The organism is Bacteroides sp. 2_2_4, from assembly GCF_000157055.1.
Taxonomy (GTDB): domain Bacteria; phylum Bacteroidota; class Bacteroidia; order Bacteroidales; family Bacteroidaceae; genus Bacteroides; species Bacteroides ovatus.
Genome location: NZ_EQ973355.1, coordinates 716,248 through 733,871 on the forward strand (window position 1 = coordinate 716,248; position 17,624 = coordinate 733,871).

12 protein-coding genes are annotated in these 17,624 nt (G+C 41.0%); 4 read left to right on the forward strand and 8 right to left on the reverse strand.

The annotated features are described in order from the left end of the window. Positions 1-12: 12 nt before the first annotated feature. The 5 genes from BSCG_RS24335 to BSCG_RS24315 all read right to left on the reverse strand — a co-directional run bounded on the left by BSCG_RS24335 (position 13) and on the right by BSCG_RS24315 (position 5,456). Positions 13-978 (reverse strand): DnaJ C-terminal domain-containing protein, encoded by a 966-nt coding sequence (locus tag BSCG_RS24335; RefSeq protein ID WP_004301036.1) that lies wholly within the window; start codon positions 976-978, stop codon positions 13-15. Between the two features lie 94 nt (positions 979-1,072). Further along, positions 1,073-2,776 carry a phosphoethanolamine transferase gene (locus BSCG_RS24330; RefSeq protein ID WP_008644785.1) on the reverse strand — a complete coding sequence of 568 codons (1,704 nt, stop codon included), beginning with the start codon at positions 2,774-2,776 and terminating at the stop codon, positions 1,073-1,075. Beyond that, a complete protein-coding gene (locus tag BSCG_RS24325) occupies positions 2,763-3,962 on the reverse strand; it encodes a BamA/TamA family outer membrane protein (protein ID WP_004301038.1) in 1,200 nt (399 codons plus the stop codon). The genes BSCG_RS24330 and BSCG_RS24325 overlap by 14 nt, the downstream gene beginning before the upstream one ends. Before the next feature lie 89 nt (positions 3,963-4,051). Further along, positions 4,052-5,065, reverse strand: a complete 1,014-nt coding sequence (locus BSCG_RS24320; protein ID WP_004311766.1) for a threonine aldolase family protein — start codon at positions 5,063-5,065, stop codon at positions 4,052-4,054. Positions 5,066-5,237: 172 nt separating this feature from the next. After that, positions 5,238-5,456 (reverse strand): winged helix-turn-helix domain-containing protein, encoded by a 219-nt coding sequence (locus BSCG_RS24315; protein ID WP_004301053.1) that lies wholly within the window; start codon positions 5,454-5,456, stop codon positions 5,238-5,240. A 236-nt stretch (positions 5,457-5,692) separates the two neighbouring features. Here BSCG_RS24315 and BSCG_RS24310 point away from each other — a divergent pair, with 236 nt between their 5' ends. From BSCG_RS24310 to BSCG_RS24295, 4 genes are all read left to right on the forward strand, one after another. Further along, positions 5,693-7,432 carry a thiamine pyrophosphate-dependent enzyme gene (locus BSCG_RS24310; RefSeq protein ID WP_032843878.1) on the forward strand — a complete coding sequence of 580 codons (1,740 nt, stop codon included), beginning with the start codon at positions 5,693-5,695 and terminating at the stop codon, positions 7,430-7,432. Between the two features lie 155 nt (positions 7,433-7,587). Then, positions 7,588-8,505 (forward strand): DUF2157 domain-containing protein, encoded by a 918-nt coding sequence (locus BSCG_RS24305; protein WP_008774827.1) that lies wholly within the window; start codon positions 7,588-7,590, stop codon positions 8,503-8,505. Next, a complete protein-coding gene (locus BSCG_RS24300; protein WP_008774828.1) occupies positions 8,489-9,463 on the forward strand; it encodes a DUF4401 domain-containing protein in 975 nt (324 codons plus the stop codon). Before BSCG_RS24305 ends, BSCG_RS24300 begins: the two co-directional genes overlap by 17 nt. Further along, a complete protein-coding gene (locus BSCG_RS24295) occupies positions 9,450-9,947 on the forward strand; it encodes a GDYXXLXY domain-containing protein (protein WP_004307158.1) in 498 nt (165 codons plus the stop codon). Before BSCG_RS24300 ends, BSCG_RS24295 begins: the two co-directional genes overlap by 14 nt. A 365-nt stretch (positions 9,948-10,312) precedes the next feature. On the opposite strand, the gene BSCG_RS24290 is transcribed toward BSCG_RS24295, so the two are convergent. The 3 genes from BSCG_RS24290 to BSCG_RS24280 all read right to left on the reverse strand — a co-directional run bounded on the left by BSCG_RS24290 (position 10,313) and on the right by BSCG_RS24280 (position 17,541). Next, positions 10,313-13,207, reverse strand: coding sequence for a hypothetical protein (locus BSCG_RS24290; protein WP_008774829.1), 2,895 nt, complete (start codon positions 13,205-13,207; stop codon positions 10,313-10,315). 376 nt (positions 13,208-13,583) lie between these two features. Beyond that, positions 13,584-14,522 carry a tyrosine-type recombinase/integrase gene (locus tag BSCG_RS24285; protein ID WP_004311770.1) on the reverse strand — a complete coding sequence of 313 codons (939 nt, stop codon included), beginning with the start codon at positions 14,520-14,522 and terminating at the stop codon, positions 13,584-13,586. Between the two features lie 379 nt (positions 14,523-14,901). Beyond that, positions 14,902-17,541, reverse strand: coding sequence for a hypothetical protein (locus BSCG_RS24280; RefSeq protein ID WP_032849284.1), 2,640 nt, complete (start codon positions 17,539-17,541; stop codon positions 14,902-14,904). Between the last annotated feature and the right edge of the window lie 83 nt (positions 17,542-17,624).

Genomic DNA, 17,624 nt, shown 5'->3' on the forward strand with positions numbered 1-17,624 from the left:
TACTCATTCATTTTAGTTCATACTCTGTAATTGACGGAACAACTCTTTCTGTTTGTCGGTCAAGTTCGTAGGAATCTTGACAGAATAGGTCACAATCAAGTCACCGAATTGTCCTTCCTTCTTATAAACCGGGAATCCTTTACCTTTCAGACGGACTTTCGTACCGTTCTGCGTTTCCGGTTTTATCTTCAGTTTCACTTTACCGTCCAGCGTGTCGACTACTTTCTCGCCTCCCAATACGGCAGAGTAAAGATCTACCTCCACATCTATGTACAGATCGTCGCCCAGGCGTTTGAACACCGGGTCTTCGGCTATAACGAACGTAATGTACAAGTCGCCCGCAGGTCCTCCGTTGACACCTTCGGCTCCGTAGCCTTTCAGTTTAATAACCTGTCCGTCGGCTACACCGGCAGGGATAGTGATACGTACCTGTTTACCATTTACAGTCAATATCTGCTTATGCGTTTGAGCAGCATCACGAAGGGAAAGATGAAGTTCGGCATTAAAGTCCTGTCCGCGGAATCCCGCAGAACCTTGTCCTCTTCCTCCCCGATGTCCGAACATTGATTCGAAGAAATCGGAAAATCCACTAGCGTTGCCACCGGAAAATCCTTCTCCATCGGAACTATACCAATAGGTTCCGTTACCGTCGGAGAAACCCTGACCCGCACCGCCGAATCCGCCGAAACCTCCTGCACCGCCAAAGCCTCCGGCTTGTTGCTGTGCACGTTTCTGCGCTTCGAATTCATCGGCATGCTTCCAATGTTCTCCGTACTCATCATACTTTTTACGTTTCTCGGGGTCACTCAGTACTTCATTGGCTTCGTTGATTTCCTGAAATTTATCCTTTGCACTAGGGTCATTAGGATTCAAATCAGGGTGATATTTCCGGGCCAACTTACGAAAAGCCTTTTTGATATCATCCTGAGAAGCACTTTTGTCTACTCCAAGAATCTTGTAATAATCTATATAGGCCATGTTTTATGAATTTAATCGTTCATACATCATACGGCAAATAACACGCCAATCCCATTTTTGGATGCAAAAATTAACAAGGATTAATACCTAATACTTAATACTTGATATTCCTCTTTTCCAGCATCTGGAAGTCTTGCTTCTTCATGCCCAAATCATCCAACGGACGGGGATCATTGTGATCGTTCAGATAAACCCTCGGTTTCAGGACGTAGTACGAAGCCGTCACAGCCTGAGAATCATCCCGGTAAGGAGTTTCTATTCCGCCTAAAGACAGCATGGTCGGGAAGAAAGAGCTGCTGGAAGAAACATTCTTATCCTTATTTTCAATAGCGGTATTCCAACGTTCGGGATACGTTTCGCGGTAGTCATCGGACATCCAAATCAGGAATGGCACATGAAGCTGATAATAAGAAGGTACGGGAGAAGCGTGGAGGAACAGATGACGGGAATCGTCGAAAATGTCCTCTCCATGATCGGAAGTGTAGAGCATGGCGGCATCTACCTGCTGTTTTTCCAACATACGGATAAGTCGTGACAGAAAATCATCCGTGTAACGAATAGAGTTGTCATAGGCATTCACCAGGTTATCCCGGTATTTTCTCTCTGCTTCCATCGGATAATCGGGCGTAAAGAAAGCATCTTCCGACGGGTAACGTTCGCGATAGTTAAAGTGGGAACCGTAGGTGTGAAGTACGATGAATTGTTTCGTTGCACCTTTCGCCAGTTCCTCCTCCACCAATTTCAGAAGTTCGTCGTCAGAAGGATTATAGGTAGAACTGACCGAATCTTCTTTTATAAAATCATACGTATCGGCTTCCATTCCGAAGAAGTCGATAAATGAATGGTTGTAACGTTGGTTGGAGAAAAAAGCCGTCCGGAATCCTGCCTCTTTGAAAGCGGTGATGATTCCTTTTTGATGGTAGATAGAGTCGTAGTTGCAGGCAGTAGCACCCGACATCAGCATGGGGACACTTTTATGTGTCGTATTCGACTCTGTCAACACTTTTGGGAAAGCAATCAGACCCGTTTGCCGGGATAAGAGCGGGTTCGTTTCACGTTCGTAACCATACAATTGCCAGTTTAGGGCACGAGAGGTTTCTCCTATGACCATTACATATACTTCCCGTTTTCCCTCCGGATGAGTAGGCCGGGCATGGAAAGTAAAGTCTTTGGATGTACGGTGGTAATCCTGTGTCAGAGCTGTTCTTTGAAAGGCAAGACCTACGTTGTAGCATACGTTTAGCGGGTATAAATCAGATTTCAACTCATATCCCGAATCCTGCACATAGGCTCCGACAAGACTAAGGAGGGAGATTCCAAAGACCAGGAAGGCTCTCTTCCGTTCCCTGCGAATGAACTCTACCGTAAGTTTCCGTTTACGTATAATTGAAATCGTCCCTAATATCAGGGCAGGTACATAGAGTATGATTACAGCAATAATGGCAGGTGTGAGATTATCGAGCAGTTCCAATGCCTCACTCGAATTGGTGGTGACCAGATTCAGAAACATATCGACAGCGATAATGGACTGGCCGAATAAATAAAGCAACACGATCTGAAAGGCTCCGAAGAACAGGAACAGGAATAAAATCCACAGCATCTTGCCGCAATTCCTCGACAAAGTCATCAACAGGTAATAGCAACCGAAAGGTAACAACACATTGGCGACTTTTGCCATAAATGGTAAAGGTTCTGTAAAACAGAGTACCATATTAGGTACTATCAAGATAAACAGGAACAGATAAAACAGATGTTCCTGATTTTCCAACCAATTCTTTATATTTTTAAAAAGCTTCATTGATGTTAAAAATAAATCCGGTCTGGTGTTTGCCAAACCCTAAATCCAAACGTACATTTACTCTCTTCTTAAATTCCCAACGATACCCGAAGCCATAATTAGGCAGAATGTGTTTCGGGGTGAACTCGGAAAGTCGTGGAAAAATCGTTCCCGCTCCTACCCATACAGCTACTCCATTCCGTTTCCAGACGTGTTGCCGGAGTTCTATTTGCGCGTCCATTGCTCCCTTGTCCCGATAGCGTCCTTCGTAATATCCGCGCATGGAGTAAGAACTTCCCAATGTTGCCATCAATCCCCAAGGGGTATCGCCATAGGTAAGCAATGTGTGGAATTGCCCTGCCAGCACTCCACCTTTCCATACCGGCTGATAATAACTGGTAGTCAGTTCTGTACTGCTAAACGCATATTTATTGCCGAGAAAAGCCGGACTGAACCGCTGGTCTATCCGCAAATAATAGCCATGATATGCATTTGTCAGGAAATCACGTGAATCGTAAAGGAGGGAAAGTCCCAGGCTGGTATTAGTGGTTCGCGCGGCCATTCCTTCCCATAGTTCCGGTTTCTCAAAGTTCCGTCCGTCGATATAATCGAATACGGCCATCGGGCCGATGTAGAAGTTCTTTGCCAGCCGAAACATAAAATCGACTTTCACCTGTGCCTGAAAACGTTTATAATCGCTTTCGTTATCAGAGTTCGCTCCATTGTCATATCCCCGTCCCCAATACAGACTGGGAAAAGAATAGAAATAGAGATTGTAATTCAAGCGGTATTTATCTTTTGGAAACAGATGATTTCCGCGGACTCCCAACAGATAGAAGCCGACAGTCGACACATCTCCGTAAAGAGAGACATTGGAGGGAGGAAGAAGCGTATCAATCCGATCGGTTCGATATAGTCCGGCTGCCACCAGTCCGAGTCCGAACTTGGTGTCACTGGAATAATGTGGGCCGCCTATCACACTGAAATCAAACTTTTTATTCTTTTTTTCCTTATTGGCGTCATTGAAGTAATCAAGAAACTTTTTAAAGAAACTGCGCTTTGCCGGAATGGAATCTTCCATGGTTGCAGATATAGAATCCTCCGGCAGTTCAATTTTAGTAGAATGCAGCTGTGCGCCCAACGGGGTTTGTGTCAACAACAAAAGCGCGAATATGATTAGCCTGTTCTGTCTAGTATTCATAATCATAAGAAGTAGAAAACTTTGCGGACAAAGTTAGTTTCAAACTTCCTATAAAAACAGATATTCAGGCGCTTTTGTTGTTCCGGATTTCCTTTTTAACGTTTTAAAAGTCTTATAAACTCGTCTACATCTTCTTCTGTCGTATCAAAAGAAGTTACCAGACGGATTTCATTCCTCTCTTCGTTCCAGAAATAAAAGAAATAAGACTCCAGCATGCGGTCGATAACCGGGCGGGGCATGGTGAGGAATAACTGGTTACTTTCGGCTTTTTGAGTGAAAGTTACTTCGGGCAGTTTCTTCAATTCAGTGTAAAGTTTGGCAGCCATTGCATTGGCATGGTTGGCATTCTTCAGCCAGAGGTTATCTGTGAGGTATGCCGTAAACTGGCAAGAGAGGTAACGCATCTTCGAAGCGAGCTGGGCGGATTGCTTACGGATGAAGCGGGCTTCCGGTTGCAGGTCTTTATTAAATACAATCACGCACTCTCCCATCATCAGTCCGTTCTTCGTTCCGCCAAAACTAAGAATATCGACTCCGCAGTCTACTGTCAGTTCCTTTAAGGAAAGATTCAAAGCGGCACAGGCATTGGCTATTCTGGCTCCGTCCATGTGTACATACATACCATTCAGATGGGCAAAGTCAGTCAGACGTTTTAACTCTTCGAGAGTATAGATGGTGCCAAGTTCGGTACATTGGGAGATGTAGAGGGCTCTGGGTTGTGAATGGTGCTGATCGCCGAAACCATGCAGATAAGGTTGCATCAATTCCGGGGTAAGTTTACCGTCAGGAGTGGCAATCGGGTGAATCTGACAACCTGTCATTTTCACAGGAGAGCCGCATTCATCTACATAGATATGAGCCGTTTCCGCACAAAAGATGGAATGATACGGACGGGTCATCAGCTGCAATGCTACCACGTTGCTACCTGTTCCGTTAAATACAAACAAGGGGACACAGTTGGGCGTAAAGGTTTCCTTTATTTTCGCTACGGCTTCTTCTGTCCATTTATCATCGCCATATCCTAAAGAATGGTCTATATTAGCCCGGTTCAATGCTTCCATTACCAACGGATGCACACCGGAATTATTGTCGGAGGCAAAACTTCTCATTGTTTCTTACATTTTAATTCGTGATGCAAAGTAACAGAATTATTTCCGGAAATCCATTGAAAGGAAGAAACATAAAGCAGAAAAAGGATAAAAAAACAAGAATCTCCGAAGTGCTGACTATGCTGTCATTCCTCTGGAGATTCTTCTGTTCTCGTTAAAGCGTCAAACTCTTTCAGCCAATATAAACATTCACACAGAGATATACATAAAGCTCTTCATCGCACTGATCGAACTCTATTTTGCTCTCTCTTGACAACCACCCCAAAGCGGCACCCAGCTCTTTATCTTTCAGCCCGGATTTTCTCTTCAAAAGTCCATAGCTCCACTTCTCATTATTACTAAGCAGTTGCCAAACCTTACCGGCATTCACACCGATTTCATTTCTGTTCATTTTTCTAGAGTAATTAAGAGGTTTAATACATTAGGTTAAGATTTCGCCTATAAAGATAACAAAAGGATATTGCAATTGTTTATACATCTTTACTAAAAAGTTGTTACAGAATTAATTTTAACATAAAAGTGGTGATGTGTCCCGACACAAAGGCGTTATTAGCATATGTTAAATCAGAACTTTTCTTTGCAGCCATCTGTTATTACATAAAAATCAATCCTAAACCAATTACAGCTATGGCAAAAAAAATAGCAGAACAGTTGATAGATACTCTGGTAAAATCCGGAGTTGAACGCATCTACGCCGTAACAGGCGACAGTCTGAATGAAGTAAACGAAGCAGTCAGAAAAAACGATCAAATAAAATGGATACATGTGCGCCACGAAGAAACAGGGGCGTATGCCGCTGCGGCAGAAGCACAACTGACCGGTCGCCCGGGATGCTGCGCGGGAAGTAGCGGGCCGGGACATGTTCATCTGATTAACGGCTTGTATGACGCACACCGGTCCGGCGCACCGGTAATCGCCATCGCCTCTACAATTCCCACCGGAGAGTTCGGTACGGAATATTTTCAGGAGACGAATACCATCAAACTTTTTAACGATTGCAGTTATTATAATGAAGTAGCCACTACTCCCACACAATTTCCACGTATGCTCCAGTCGGCCATACAAACGGCTGTCACCCGCAAAGGGGTGTCCGTTATCGGGCTTCCGGGTGACTTGGCAAAGGCTTCTGCCGTTGCTGTCGACTCGTCGGTTATCAACTATCCTGCCCCACCGGAAGTTTGTCCGTCGGAAGAAGATCTGGCTCAATTAGCTGACATGTTAAACAAACATACGCGTATCACTCTTTTCTGCGGCATCGGTTGCCGGGGAGCTCACGAGGAAGTGATTGCTCTTTCCGAGAAGCTGAATGCTCCGGTGGTATATACTTTCAAAGGAAAGATGGAGGTGCAATATGAAAATCCGTATGAAGTGGGTATGACCGGATTGTTGGGAATGCCGTCGGGCTATTACAGTATGCATGAAGCCGAAGTGCTTCTCATGCTCGGCACCGACTTTCCTTATTCCGCTTTCCTGCCGGATGACATCAAGATAGCACAGATTGATATAAAGCCCGAACGTCTGGGACGTCGTGCAAAGGTGGATATCGGACTTTGCGGTGATGTTAAACTGAGCATCCAAAGTCTATTGCGTATGCTGAATCCGAAGACAGATGATTCGTTCCTGTTGAAACAACTCAAAAGATATGAAGGCGTAAAGAAGGATCTGGCTGCTTACACGGAAGATAAAGGCGACGTAAATAAGATTCATCCCGAATATGTGATGTCCGAAATAGACAAACTAAGTTCGGACGATGCTGTGTTCACAGTAGATACGGGAATGACTTGTGTGTGGGGAGCACGTTATCTGCAAGCGACAGGCAAACGCCACATGCTGGGTTCTTTCAATCATGGTTCTATGGCAAATGCTTTGCCGCAAGCCATCGGTGCCGCACTAGCTTATCCGGATCGCCAGGTAGTGGCGCTTTGCGGAGATGGTGGCTTGTCTATGACTTTAGGAGACTTGGAAACCGTTGTACAATATAAGTTACCAATTAAAATTATCGTATTCAACAACCGTTCATTGGGAATGGTGAAGTTGGAAATGGAAGTGGACGGATTGCCGGACTGGCAGACAAATATGTTGAATCCAGACTTTGCTCAAGTGGCCGAAGCAATGGGAATGACCGGATTTAATGTCAGTGATCCGGAAGAAGTGTTGACTACCTTACTGAATGCATTTGAGTTGGACGGTCCGGTACTTGTTAATATCATGACTGATCCGAACGCACTGGCCATGCCTCCCAAAATTGAATTCGGTCAAATGGTGGGCTTTGCACAATCAATGTATAAGTTGTTAATCAACGGTCGTTCACAAGAAGTAATTGATACGATCAATTCTAACTTTAAGCATATACGGGAGGTATTTTAAGTTATTCTATTTTGAATATTTTCATAACCTCTCTCAAGGTATGACCTACTATTATTGTCAATTTCAATAAGGTAAGTCATACCTTTTTATAGTCTATCTTGAGGTGATAATCATTTTATTTTCTTATGTTTGTAATCATCAAAAAGCAAAAACACATGGAAAAGACCGACTCTTCGCCTTTATCCCGACAAGCGCTGTACGCAGATAAAAAACAATGGAATCAATTCCTTTCTATTTTTTTATTGGCAGTGGGCGTTGGTTTTACAGTGGCAGGAATTATCTTCTTCTTTGCCTACAACTGGGAGGAATTACCCAAATTTGCAAAGTTAGGAATAGTAGAAGTGTTATTAGTAGCTTCTGTCCTGCTCGCTACATTCACGCATTGGAATAAGCTCGTCAAACAAATTCTCCTGACCGGAGCTACATTCCTGATAGGCACGCTTTTAGCTATCTTCGGACAAATCTACCAAACGGGAGCCGATGCTTACGATCTTTTCCTGGGATGGACTCTCTTCACTATTCTCTGGGCGGTTGCTATCCGTTTCGCTCCGTTATGGCTGACGTTCATCGGATTACTTTGTACTACGATATGGTTGTACAATATACAGATTGCCAGTGCCAACTCCTGGGAAATGACTTTGCTGGCCAATGCAGTAACCTGGATATGTGCCTTAACAACGATCATCACGGAATGGATGAGTGTAAAAGGTCATTTGGACAGAAACAATCGCTGGTTTGTCAGCCTTCTTTCACTGGCTACTATTATACATACCAGTTTTCTGTTAATGATGGCAATCTGCGAAGAGAATGCCATATTGTCTGTTCCTCTCATAAGCACCCTCCTTTTATTCTCTGCGGGACTTTGGTATGGATGGAAAATAAAAAGCCTGTTCTATCTGGCTATCATTCCGTTTGCTGCGTTAATGATTCTATTGACTACATTCATATCACAAAGCGGTCTTAGGGATGTTCAGATATTCTTCTACGGAGGGGTTATTGTCATCACCGGAACAACTTTACTCATTTACATCATTCTTCATCTAAAAAAGCAATGGTATGACACAGAAGCATAGCCTCACCATTCAAGCCGTATCTATTATCGGAGGAATCCTGACGGCTATTTTCTTTCTGGGATTTCTGGCACTTGCCAGAATCCTCCGCTCCGATATTTCTTACCTGATTGTAGGAAGTATATTAATTCTCACTACCCTAACAATCAGCCGCATGGTGATCCGGTCTTTTCTGGATGCAATGAACATCACTTTATACATAGCCGGGTGTGTATTGATTGGTTTTGGTATAAATGCCAGCATTAATATCCTCTTCATTACACTTATGGGAATCAGTATTCTCACATTCTTGCTATCAAGAGGGTTTATCCTCCCCTTTCTTTCAGTCATTCTGTTTAATATATCTTTCTTCGGAGAAGCCGCCCATGTCTTTTCTTCGTTTTATCCCTTGCAAATAGCTGTAGTTCCTATCCTTGCACTATTTCTATTTGCCAACATCTTTGAAACTAAGTTGTTTGAATGTATAGGAACAGAGAATTACTTTTCCAAATACAAACCATTTCATTTCGGATTATTCATATCCGGTATCGTCTCACTGGGAGGATTATCAATCAATTATCTGATATCAGAAACAAATAGCTGGCTTGTATCCTGCATACTGTCTGTTTGTATATGGATCGGTATTCTTATAATGGTTCAACGAATCATGCAGGTCATGAAAGTGGATCATCCGGTGAACCAGATTGGTATCTATATTCTTTGTATTGTTATCTGTCTGCCTACCGTGTTTGCTCCTTATTTATCCGGCAGTTTGTTGCTGATTCTAATATGTTTCCATTATGGCTACAAAGCGGAGTGTGCTGCCTCGCTTCTTCTTTTTATCTATGCCGTTTCCAAATACTATTATGATCTGAATTTAAGCCTGCTCACCAAATCCATGACACTTTTCTTCATCGGAATTGCATGTATTACAGCCTGGTATTTCTTCACTCAAAAAAGAACAAGACATGAAAAAGTATAGCCGAATATTGATTATTGCAAACCTGATACTGCTACTGGGATATTTCAACTGGTCGGTTTATAAAAAAGAGCAAACTTTGAAAGACGGACAGTTGATTTTGTTACAGCTAGCTCCCGTCGATCCCCGCTCTCTTATGCAAGGAGACTATATGAGGCTTAGCTACAAAGAAGCTTCATCAGATCTGCTAGACCAACAAACTGCCATACGCGGTTATGCCATACTTCAAATTGACAGTAATCAAGTAGGAAAAATAGTGCGGCTGCAAAACGCTTTAGAACCTGTAAACGACAATGAGCTAGTCATCAAATATAAAATAGTGCGTCACCGGATCTTCCTCGGTGCCGAGTCTTTCTTCTTTGAAGAGGGACAAGATACTCTTTATCAAAAAGCCGTATATGGCGGGCTGAAAGTGGATGGTAAAGGACAAAGCCTGCTCGTAGGACTGTATGACGAGAACTTCCATTATATTCAATCCGATAAATAAATAATAATGAAAAAGCCCAGACTTTCGCAAGCCCGGACTTTCTATATTCTCAAAACATCTCCTTAATCTATAGGGAAATAAGGGACTAGCAAATTGGTTTCTAGTGCAAATAAGGAGATGTTATGAAATAAAGAAAAGGGATACCTGTGGGAAATAAGGGAGGTATCCCTTTCTATAAGAAGAACAGAATTGGAAGGATTGACTTTCACAAGCCAAATCCTTCACTCTGTTTCTTCTCGGCGTATTCTTCACACAAGGTGAAGAAGGGTTTTATTATTCTGAATTTGGAGTAGTTTCAACTGTAATACAATCCTTTGCTTATATAAAGCATTAAGAGGTTTGAAGCAACTCTCCAATTTTTCTTCTTATTCTGCCGGAATAGTTACTGTAATTGTATTCTTTCCTTCATAATTCTTAATTGTACCCCACTTAGATGTAGCTTTTACTTCTACAGTATAAGTTACAGCTTCGTAGAAATGGTGAGATTTACCTTCTGCTGTAAAGGTCACCTTTCCTGTAGCATCATCAAGAGACAGATAAGTTGACGCAGCTGCTTCTTTGAATTCAAAAACAGGAGCTGCCAGACCATAGATATCAAGAGGATTAGTAACTGAATTTGCAAATCCATTGCTTCCTGTTCCTGCTACCACAGCACCATCCTTCCACATAGTCTTACCTGCCAAATCATTCCAAGCAAAACCTGTTGAAACATTATATTCTACAGACTTATCAGATAAAGAAAGAGTCGTTGCAGTCGGAGCAACCCAAGTTCCACTAATATCTTTCACTTCAACAATACCTTCAATCGTATCCTCAACTTTACCATTATAGCTAGCTTTAATAGTAAACTTAACTACAGCAGGTACAGTCTTACCACCAACAGTCATCTTACCAGTATAGAGATCTTTATCAAACGTAAACTTAGCCTCGTTTTCATCATAGCTAACGCCAGCAATGCTATTTTCCGTAATGTTAGTAGTAATTACGAAAGTACCACCTTTAGCCAAAACAGCAGCTTTAACAGCATCAAAGTTGGAGAATATAGTAGCAAGCTTAAATTCGGAAGTAATAGCAGTAGCCGCTGTCTCAGAATCTTTTGTCGGAGTAAAGCCTGTACGAGTTTGATCTGAAGACCACATTTCCGACACTCTAGCCAATTTAGCCAAAGTGATAGGCTTAATCTTAACTGGAACATTTACAACAAGCGTATAGCCATCTCCTTCGAACTTAGCTGTTGCGGTATAATCACCAGCAGCTGTATTTTTAGGAATGATTAAAGTCAAGGCATTATTTGCACCATTTTCTAAGCGTATACCTGTTGTAGGAAGAAGTTCAACCAAACTCAAACTTTCATAAGCTGATGGGCGGATATTCACAGCCGGATCGTTATAAATGTCAGCAACATTTAGAACTACTCTCTCCTCTGCAGCAACTGCTGTTTCATTAGTCCAGTCACGTTCTACCAAAGCATACGCATGTGTAAGTTCATCAATAGTACGTGTTACTTTTACAGTTCCTAACTTTTTAGGATTATCAGAACTAGTTTCCAAATAGAAACCTGGAGCCGTTACTTTAGCCATAACATTAGCAGTTTTATCCAAAGAAGCAATCAGACCGGATGTTTTTAGACTAACGCTACCTGCAGTAGAAACTTCAAATAGATTTGCATCTGTTCCAGTCAAGCTATAAGTCGTCGCAAAGATATTCTCTACATTCAGTTCTTCTAATGTTTTTGTAAATGCTGTGCTTCCACTTGCAGTTGTTGTATATGAAACCGTCAAAGTTCCAACTCCTGAATAATCAACCGGTTGGGGAGCATCATAGATAATCTCGCCTGCTTTCTCTGTTGCTACCTCATAATAAGCAGTCTTCAGATAATAACTAGACTGTATCACTGCGATATAATCAGAATTAACATTTGTCGGAGTCAATCCTTCTTTACCTTCCGCATCTTTTGTACTTACAATATTCAAAGATATCGCATGGCTCTTTTCGCTTGAAGTTGTTAATGATACTGTAAGAACACCAGCTTCACAGTTCTTCACTTCTACGGCAAACGGTTCAGCAGCACGAGTCCAGTTACGTTCTTCAGCATTTAACTTGATTTCGTAGTTTTTATTGAAATCCTCCAATGTCATAGCAGCAGAAGCCGGAGAAATACGGAATTGCAATTCTTTTGCATCTGCACTCTTCGCTGCAACAACATAAGAAGATGAGGTTGAAGTTTTCTTAGCATACAAAGTATAGAAATCTACGCTACGATCTATGCTTGTAGGAATATATACTACACTCTGAATCATACCTTTAATAGCAACACCCAGTTTTGCAAGGTCATCTTCTAACGTATCTATACGGCTATTTACAGTCGTCAGTTCTGCTGAAACAATCGCCTTGACTTTTTCACTGAATTCTGCGCTTGCATAAAGACCGGAAAGAGTCGTTTTAAGAGATTTCACCTCTGCAATAACGGCTTCTACACTCTCGAAACCATTTTCTACCGCTTTATCTTCCAATGCTGTTTGATAGTCTTCCAGCGCAGTCAGTTTAGCAAGGATACCAGTTTTATCAGCATTAATAGCAGCATACAATTCTTTAATAACATCTGCTACAGTTGCATCCTCTCCGGCAAGAGCAGCAACTTCCTTCATACTGCCAAAGTCTGCAAGAACCTTTGTTTGAATAGCATCATTTATTGCAGCGGCAATCTCCCCATCTTCTCCCAAAGCTGTGGCAATTTCATCACTGATAAGTCCTGACAGTTTTGCAGATTCAACGTAGTTCTTCAGCTCTTCTTTTGTAGCGAAATTGACTTTTAAACCATCCAATTCCTCTTTAAGGGCTTCCAGCTTTACAATTCTTGCTATCAAACCATCAATATCAGACTTTTGAAGTTTCTTCAGTGCTTCTAAATCATTCTTAGCTGTTGCCAAGTCTTTTGTCAGCTGGTCGACCGTTGCCTTATCAGCAGTCTTTGACAATTTGTCCTCCAAATCAGTAATTTTCAGACCCAAATCTTTAATTTGAGAATCCTTATTCTCCAATTTTGTCTTTAAATCAGCCAACTGACTTTCCAAAGCACTTTTAGCCACATTAATGGCAGTTTGCATGTCTCCCACGCTTACAGGATTGTTTGACTTGATCTGGTCAATTTGTTCCTGTACACTTTTTATGTCATCATCATAGTCCTTACAACCTACATAGGTGACAGTAGAAAGCGCCAACGCCCCGAAGAACATCACTTTTACAAATTTTCTTTTCATAACTACTTAAAAATTACATTAATAATATATTATTAAACACTAAGTTTCAATAATAGCACAACCCGTTACTCTGTAGGTAACAGAGAAACCTTTGTGCCTGCTCTTCTGGAGTAGTCGATACTGAAAAATGATACCAAATGTGATGAAATTTTTTTACCCCTGCTTCTGAAAGGCAGTAGAGGGGAAGGAAATCTTTTGCAAAATTTAGAAGTTAACAAAGCCCTAATACAAAGAATCCGCGTGTTTTATTTGTCCTAGTTCTACTTTTGAATGCTTTATTAGAAAAAATGTGTGATTTCGTTTGGTTGTTTTAAGAAATATGCTCATATTTGCACCGATATTCATTCCCGTTACCTACAGAGTAACAGAATAATTTTCAAGCACTTACACCTGTCACTGAACGCTTTACAAAATCGAGAACTTGCTTATTTGCTTCATCAATTTTCTTATTCCTGAAAGGCTTCAGATAAGTTTCAGTGACGGTGATAGACGAATGTCCCATCGCTTCGGAAATAATACCCGGATGGATTTCACAATAATAAGCCGTCGTAGCCCAGGTATGACGGGCAGTGTATGAACTAAGTTTATCTCCCAATCCGAGCAATTCACCCAATAACATCAGCTGTTGGTTAAAACTACGTAATGCAAGCTGATATTCGCGATAGGCTTCTTTAGTTCCTTCCCGACTTCTCAACAATGGAAATAAATAAGGAGAAGAAGAATCACGATTCATGTATTTCTTTACCAAAGCCATTGCTTCCGGAGTCAATGTCACCGACAATGGTCGCCCGGTTTTACGTCTGCGATACGTTATTACATTACCGCGCAAATCACTCTTACGCAAATAAGCAAGATCGACAAACGGCATACCACGAAGCGAAAACATCAGGATGAATAGCTCCTGCGCCTGATATACCGCTAATGGTACACCCGATGCACGAGATAATTTAGTAAACACCTTCTTCATATCGTCATCACCCAACGCACGTTTATGGTCAGCCCGCGTTCCGGTATAAACAGAACGAAATAAATGAGGAACATAAGGAGCCTTCTGAAGATCGACCGCACGATTGTAAACCGCACGAAAGGTCCGTAAATAGGTGGAAACGGTGTTCCAACTACATCCACGACTGCGAAGATATACTTCGAACCCTTTCAACCACTCCGAAGTCACTTCACTAAAAACAAAATCATTTTTCCCACGATAAGCAATGATGGCATTCAGACTACTACGATAGACATGTGCAGTCCCAAAGTTTCCCTCCATCTGTAACCCAGTGGCTACCTGCTTCATAAATGCTAGTACTTTCAACATCTCATAATTTATTAATAATTTAGACGATAAATATACGAGTATTATCCCATCAATGGAAATACCCCGCATGAACAAACAAAGGAAATAGCTAAGATGTTCCAAAGACAAAAGAGCACGAAAAGCCCGGACTTTCACAAGCCCGGGCTTTCTATACTCTCAAAACATCTCCTTAATCTATAGGGAAATAAGGGACTAGCAAATTGGTTCTAGTGCAAATAAGAAGATGTAATGAGACAAAAAAAGGGATACCTGTGGGAAATAAGGGAGGTATCCCTTATAGAAGAGGAAGACAAATAATAAAAAACACTTTCGCAAGCATCATTTATTTATCTGTCATCCCCTATATGGTTTTCACAATTAAGTGAAAAGGGTTCAAAGCTTATTTTTTAGCATTATCTGCATCTTCGTCAGCCTTGTTCTTGATAGGAACAGCAATCTTGGCAGTAGTAGTCTTTCCCCAAATATCTTTCACTGTGATAAGGATATAACTTTCCGTGCCTGAAATAGTTGTTTTTATATTAGTAGTACTAGTAACAATCAACGATACATTAACTATACCTTTTTTAACTACTGGAGTTGCACCATCACTAGAATCTGCAGAAGGGAATGTCGTATCACTCAGTTTAATATAGTTTTTGGCCTCATCACTCAAAGACAATGTTACACTAGCTATTCTCTCGTCATCCACTTGAATATCTTTAGTAAGATAATCTTTCCATAAGAAATTCTTGATATTAATATCAAATTTCTGTTTTGCCATAGAAAGATAATTTCCTTTATCAGTAAATATATCAGTCTTAGGTCCTACAATTTGCGAAGCAAAAGTAAGATTAAACTTCTTCTCTATCTTAGTAAGATTTTTATTACCAAACGGAGTATAGGTGGCAATTACAGGTCTTGATTTATCTACTTCGGATTTAACAACAGAAATATCACCCTTATTTGCACCAGCAGTCCATTCCTTACCATCCTTGTCATTCTTACCAGGTTTGTATAAAGTAAACTCTATATGATCTTTAACACCAGCATCAATTGTTTCAAAGAGAGTGTACAAATTATAAGAGATAGTTGTTTCACTCGAAGATGTCGTACCATAAGCAGTAGCATTCTCGAAACTAGCATCGAAGAACGATTTAAGCGGTTTGAATACATTAATAGTATTATCATCTTGAGTGATGTTCAGATTTACTGTGATTATCTTAGCAATATCAGTGCCAGTAGCTTCATCTCCACCCTGATGATAAACTACCAAATCAATCTTATGAGAAGTAGCGGTAACCAAATTTTTAGCAAATTCAGGAGTTAGATAATAGACTTTCTCATCACCACTCTTACCATTGTCTGTCAATGCAAGTTTAACACTACCGTTTTGATAAGATACAGCTTCACCATTGACTTTCACTTCATCGGCAGTAAAGCTAATATTACCATCTGCTGCCGCAGCAGTACCAGTAAGTTTCGTCGTTTTAGAAGAAGCATAAGCTATAGAATACTTCGTATCTTTCAATAATTTCTGAATATCATTAGGCAAAGCAACCTTAGAATCCGCATCCTTCGCACCGACAACCCAGTTCATTGTCAAAGATACGCTTTGTGCAAGAGTTTTAAAGTTTAAATTAAACTCTTTCTTATCAGCAGTACCATCAACTTTCAGGTAATGAAGAGTAACGGTCACAGTTTGTGGCTCGGAAGAGGTGATAACAGTCTTACCATCTACCTCTTTCATTGTTACATTTTTTGTATTCTTAGGTATCGCATAGTAGTGAGCAAAGACTTTTCCTAAATTTTCTTCCCCATAACCACTTCTCTTACCATCAGCAGCAAATACATTTTCACTCTGAACAAGATCATCTAATATACATTCTTCATTAATATCGATATCCTTAGCAGTAGCATATGTAGTAGCAGTCAAAGCAGGAGCATTTCCTTTCTCAGCTTTAATCTTCACATCATAATCAGACAGAATTGTTTTCCCCCATGCATTCTTTGTAGACAATGCATAGGCAACATCCTTACCATTTTCAATGGTTTTAGCATCAACATTTGCAAAACCAATAGTAAAATCATAAATGCCTTTATTCCATTGTTCGGCACGAGTAGCAGTTTGATTCTTCAATGGATCAGATGACATATTCTTAGCAGGTGATGCCAGTACAAAGCAAGTATTTCCATGCGAATCTTCCAAAGTTACTGTGTACTGTGCAATATCAATATCTGCAGGATTTACCATTGCATTGATTACAGCATCGCTACTGGTAAATAAATAACCTTTTGGATACTCAATTTCCGGATTACCGAATTTAACCTTGTTATTTGCAGTACCATAATACAGACTAACTTCTTTGGTTCCGTCAGTAGAAATTACGCCGTTTTCAATTGCCACACCTTTGATACTTGTTATATTATCAGCAGTGGGCAATACAACGTCTTGCCATTCATCTTTATCATTACGCACATGTAAAGTCCAGCATGGTTTCTCTTGACTCTTTACTATATAAATACTAGTTTCTGAAGTAGGACCTTGTACCCATCCAGCTTTATCTCCTTCTTTAATAGCATTCTCGTGCTCAGGTTGATAGAAATACCAAAAGCCATCAGTTCCAACATAGGGTGATTTGCCATCAACACCCTCAGGGCCTTTTGGACCATCAGGACCGGCAGGACCAACAGGACCAACAGGACCTTGTGGACCAGTAGCAGCAATTTGCTTTACATTGTCAATATACCAATATCCCTCCTTAATTTCAACTTTATGAGTAACACCATTTTTCCCATTTACGATGTCATAAGCGTCTCCATTATTAAAGGTTATCTTGAAGCCACCTTCAATCTTTACAACATCCTTCACCCATTTGCCATCATTCACTTTGGCTTGTAAATCGGCGATACTAGCTTTGTTCGCGTCAATCTGCGTTTGCAGATTGTCGATGTCATCATCATAGTCTTTACAGCCTACATAGGTGACAGTAGAAAGTGCCAGCGCTCCGAAGAACATCACTTTTACAAATTTTCTTTTCATAACTACTTAAAAATTACATTAATAATATATTATTAAACACTAAGTTTCAATAATAGACTGCCCGTTACTTTGTAGGTAACGGG

What these genes read in the sequence shown, in the direction of transcription:
- BSCG_RS24335 (WP_004301036.1), bottom strand. Translation starts at nt 978, where the DNA reads ATGGCCTATATAGATTATTACAAGATTCTTGGAGTAGACAAAAGTGCT.
- BSCG_RS24330 (WP_008644785.1), bottom strand. Translation starts at nt 2,776, where the DNA reads ATGAAGCTTTTTAAAAATATAAAGAATTGGTTGGAAAATCAGGAACAT.
- BSCG_RS24325 (WP_004301038.1), bottom strand. Translation starts at nt 3,962, where the DNA reads ATGATTATGAATACTAGACAGAACAGGCTAATCATATTCGCGCTTTTG.
- BSCG_RS24320 (WP_004311766.1), bottom strand. Translation starts at nt 5,065, where the DNA reads ATGAGAAGTTTTGCCTCCGACAATAATTCCGGTGTGCATCCGTTGGTA.
- BSCG_RS24315 (WP_004301053.1), bottom strand. Translation starts at nt 5,456, where the DNA reads ATGAACAGAAATGAAATCGGTGTGAATGCCGGTAAGGTTTGGCAACTG.
- BSCG_RS24310 (WP_032843878.1), top strand. Translation starts at nt 5,693, where the DNA reads ATGGCAAAAAAAATAGCAGAACAGTTGATAGATACTCTGGTAAAATCC.
- BSCG_RS24305 (WP_008774827.1), top strand. Translation starts at nt 7,588, where the DNA reads ATGGAAAAGACCGACTCTTCGCCTTTATCCCGACAAGCGCTGTACGCA.
- BSCG_RS24300 (WP_008774828.1), top strand. Translation starts at nt 8,489, where the DNA reads ATGACACAGAAGCATAGCCTCACCATTCAAGCCGTATCTATTATCGGA.
- BSCG_RS24295 (WP_004307158.1), top strand. Translation starts at nt 9,450, where the DNA reads ATGAAAAAGTATAGCCGAATATTGATTATTGCAAACCTGATACTGCTA.
- BSCG_RS24290 (WP_008774829.1), bottom strand. Translation starts at nt 13,207, where the DNA reads ATGAAAAGAAAATTTGTAAAAGTGATGTTCTTCGGGGCGTTGGCGCTT.
- BSCG_RS24285 (WP_004311770.1), bottom strand. Translation starts at nt 14,522, where the DNA reads ATGTTGAAAGTACTAGCATTTATGAAGCAGGTAGCCACTGGGTTACAG.
- BSCG_RS24280 (WP_032849284.1), bottom strand. Translation starts at nt 17,541, where the DNA reads ATGAAAAGAAAATTTGTAAAAGTGATGTTCTTCGGAGCGCTGGCACTT.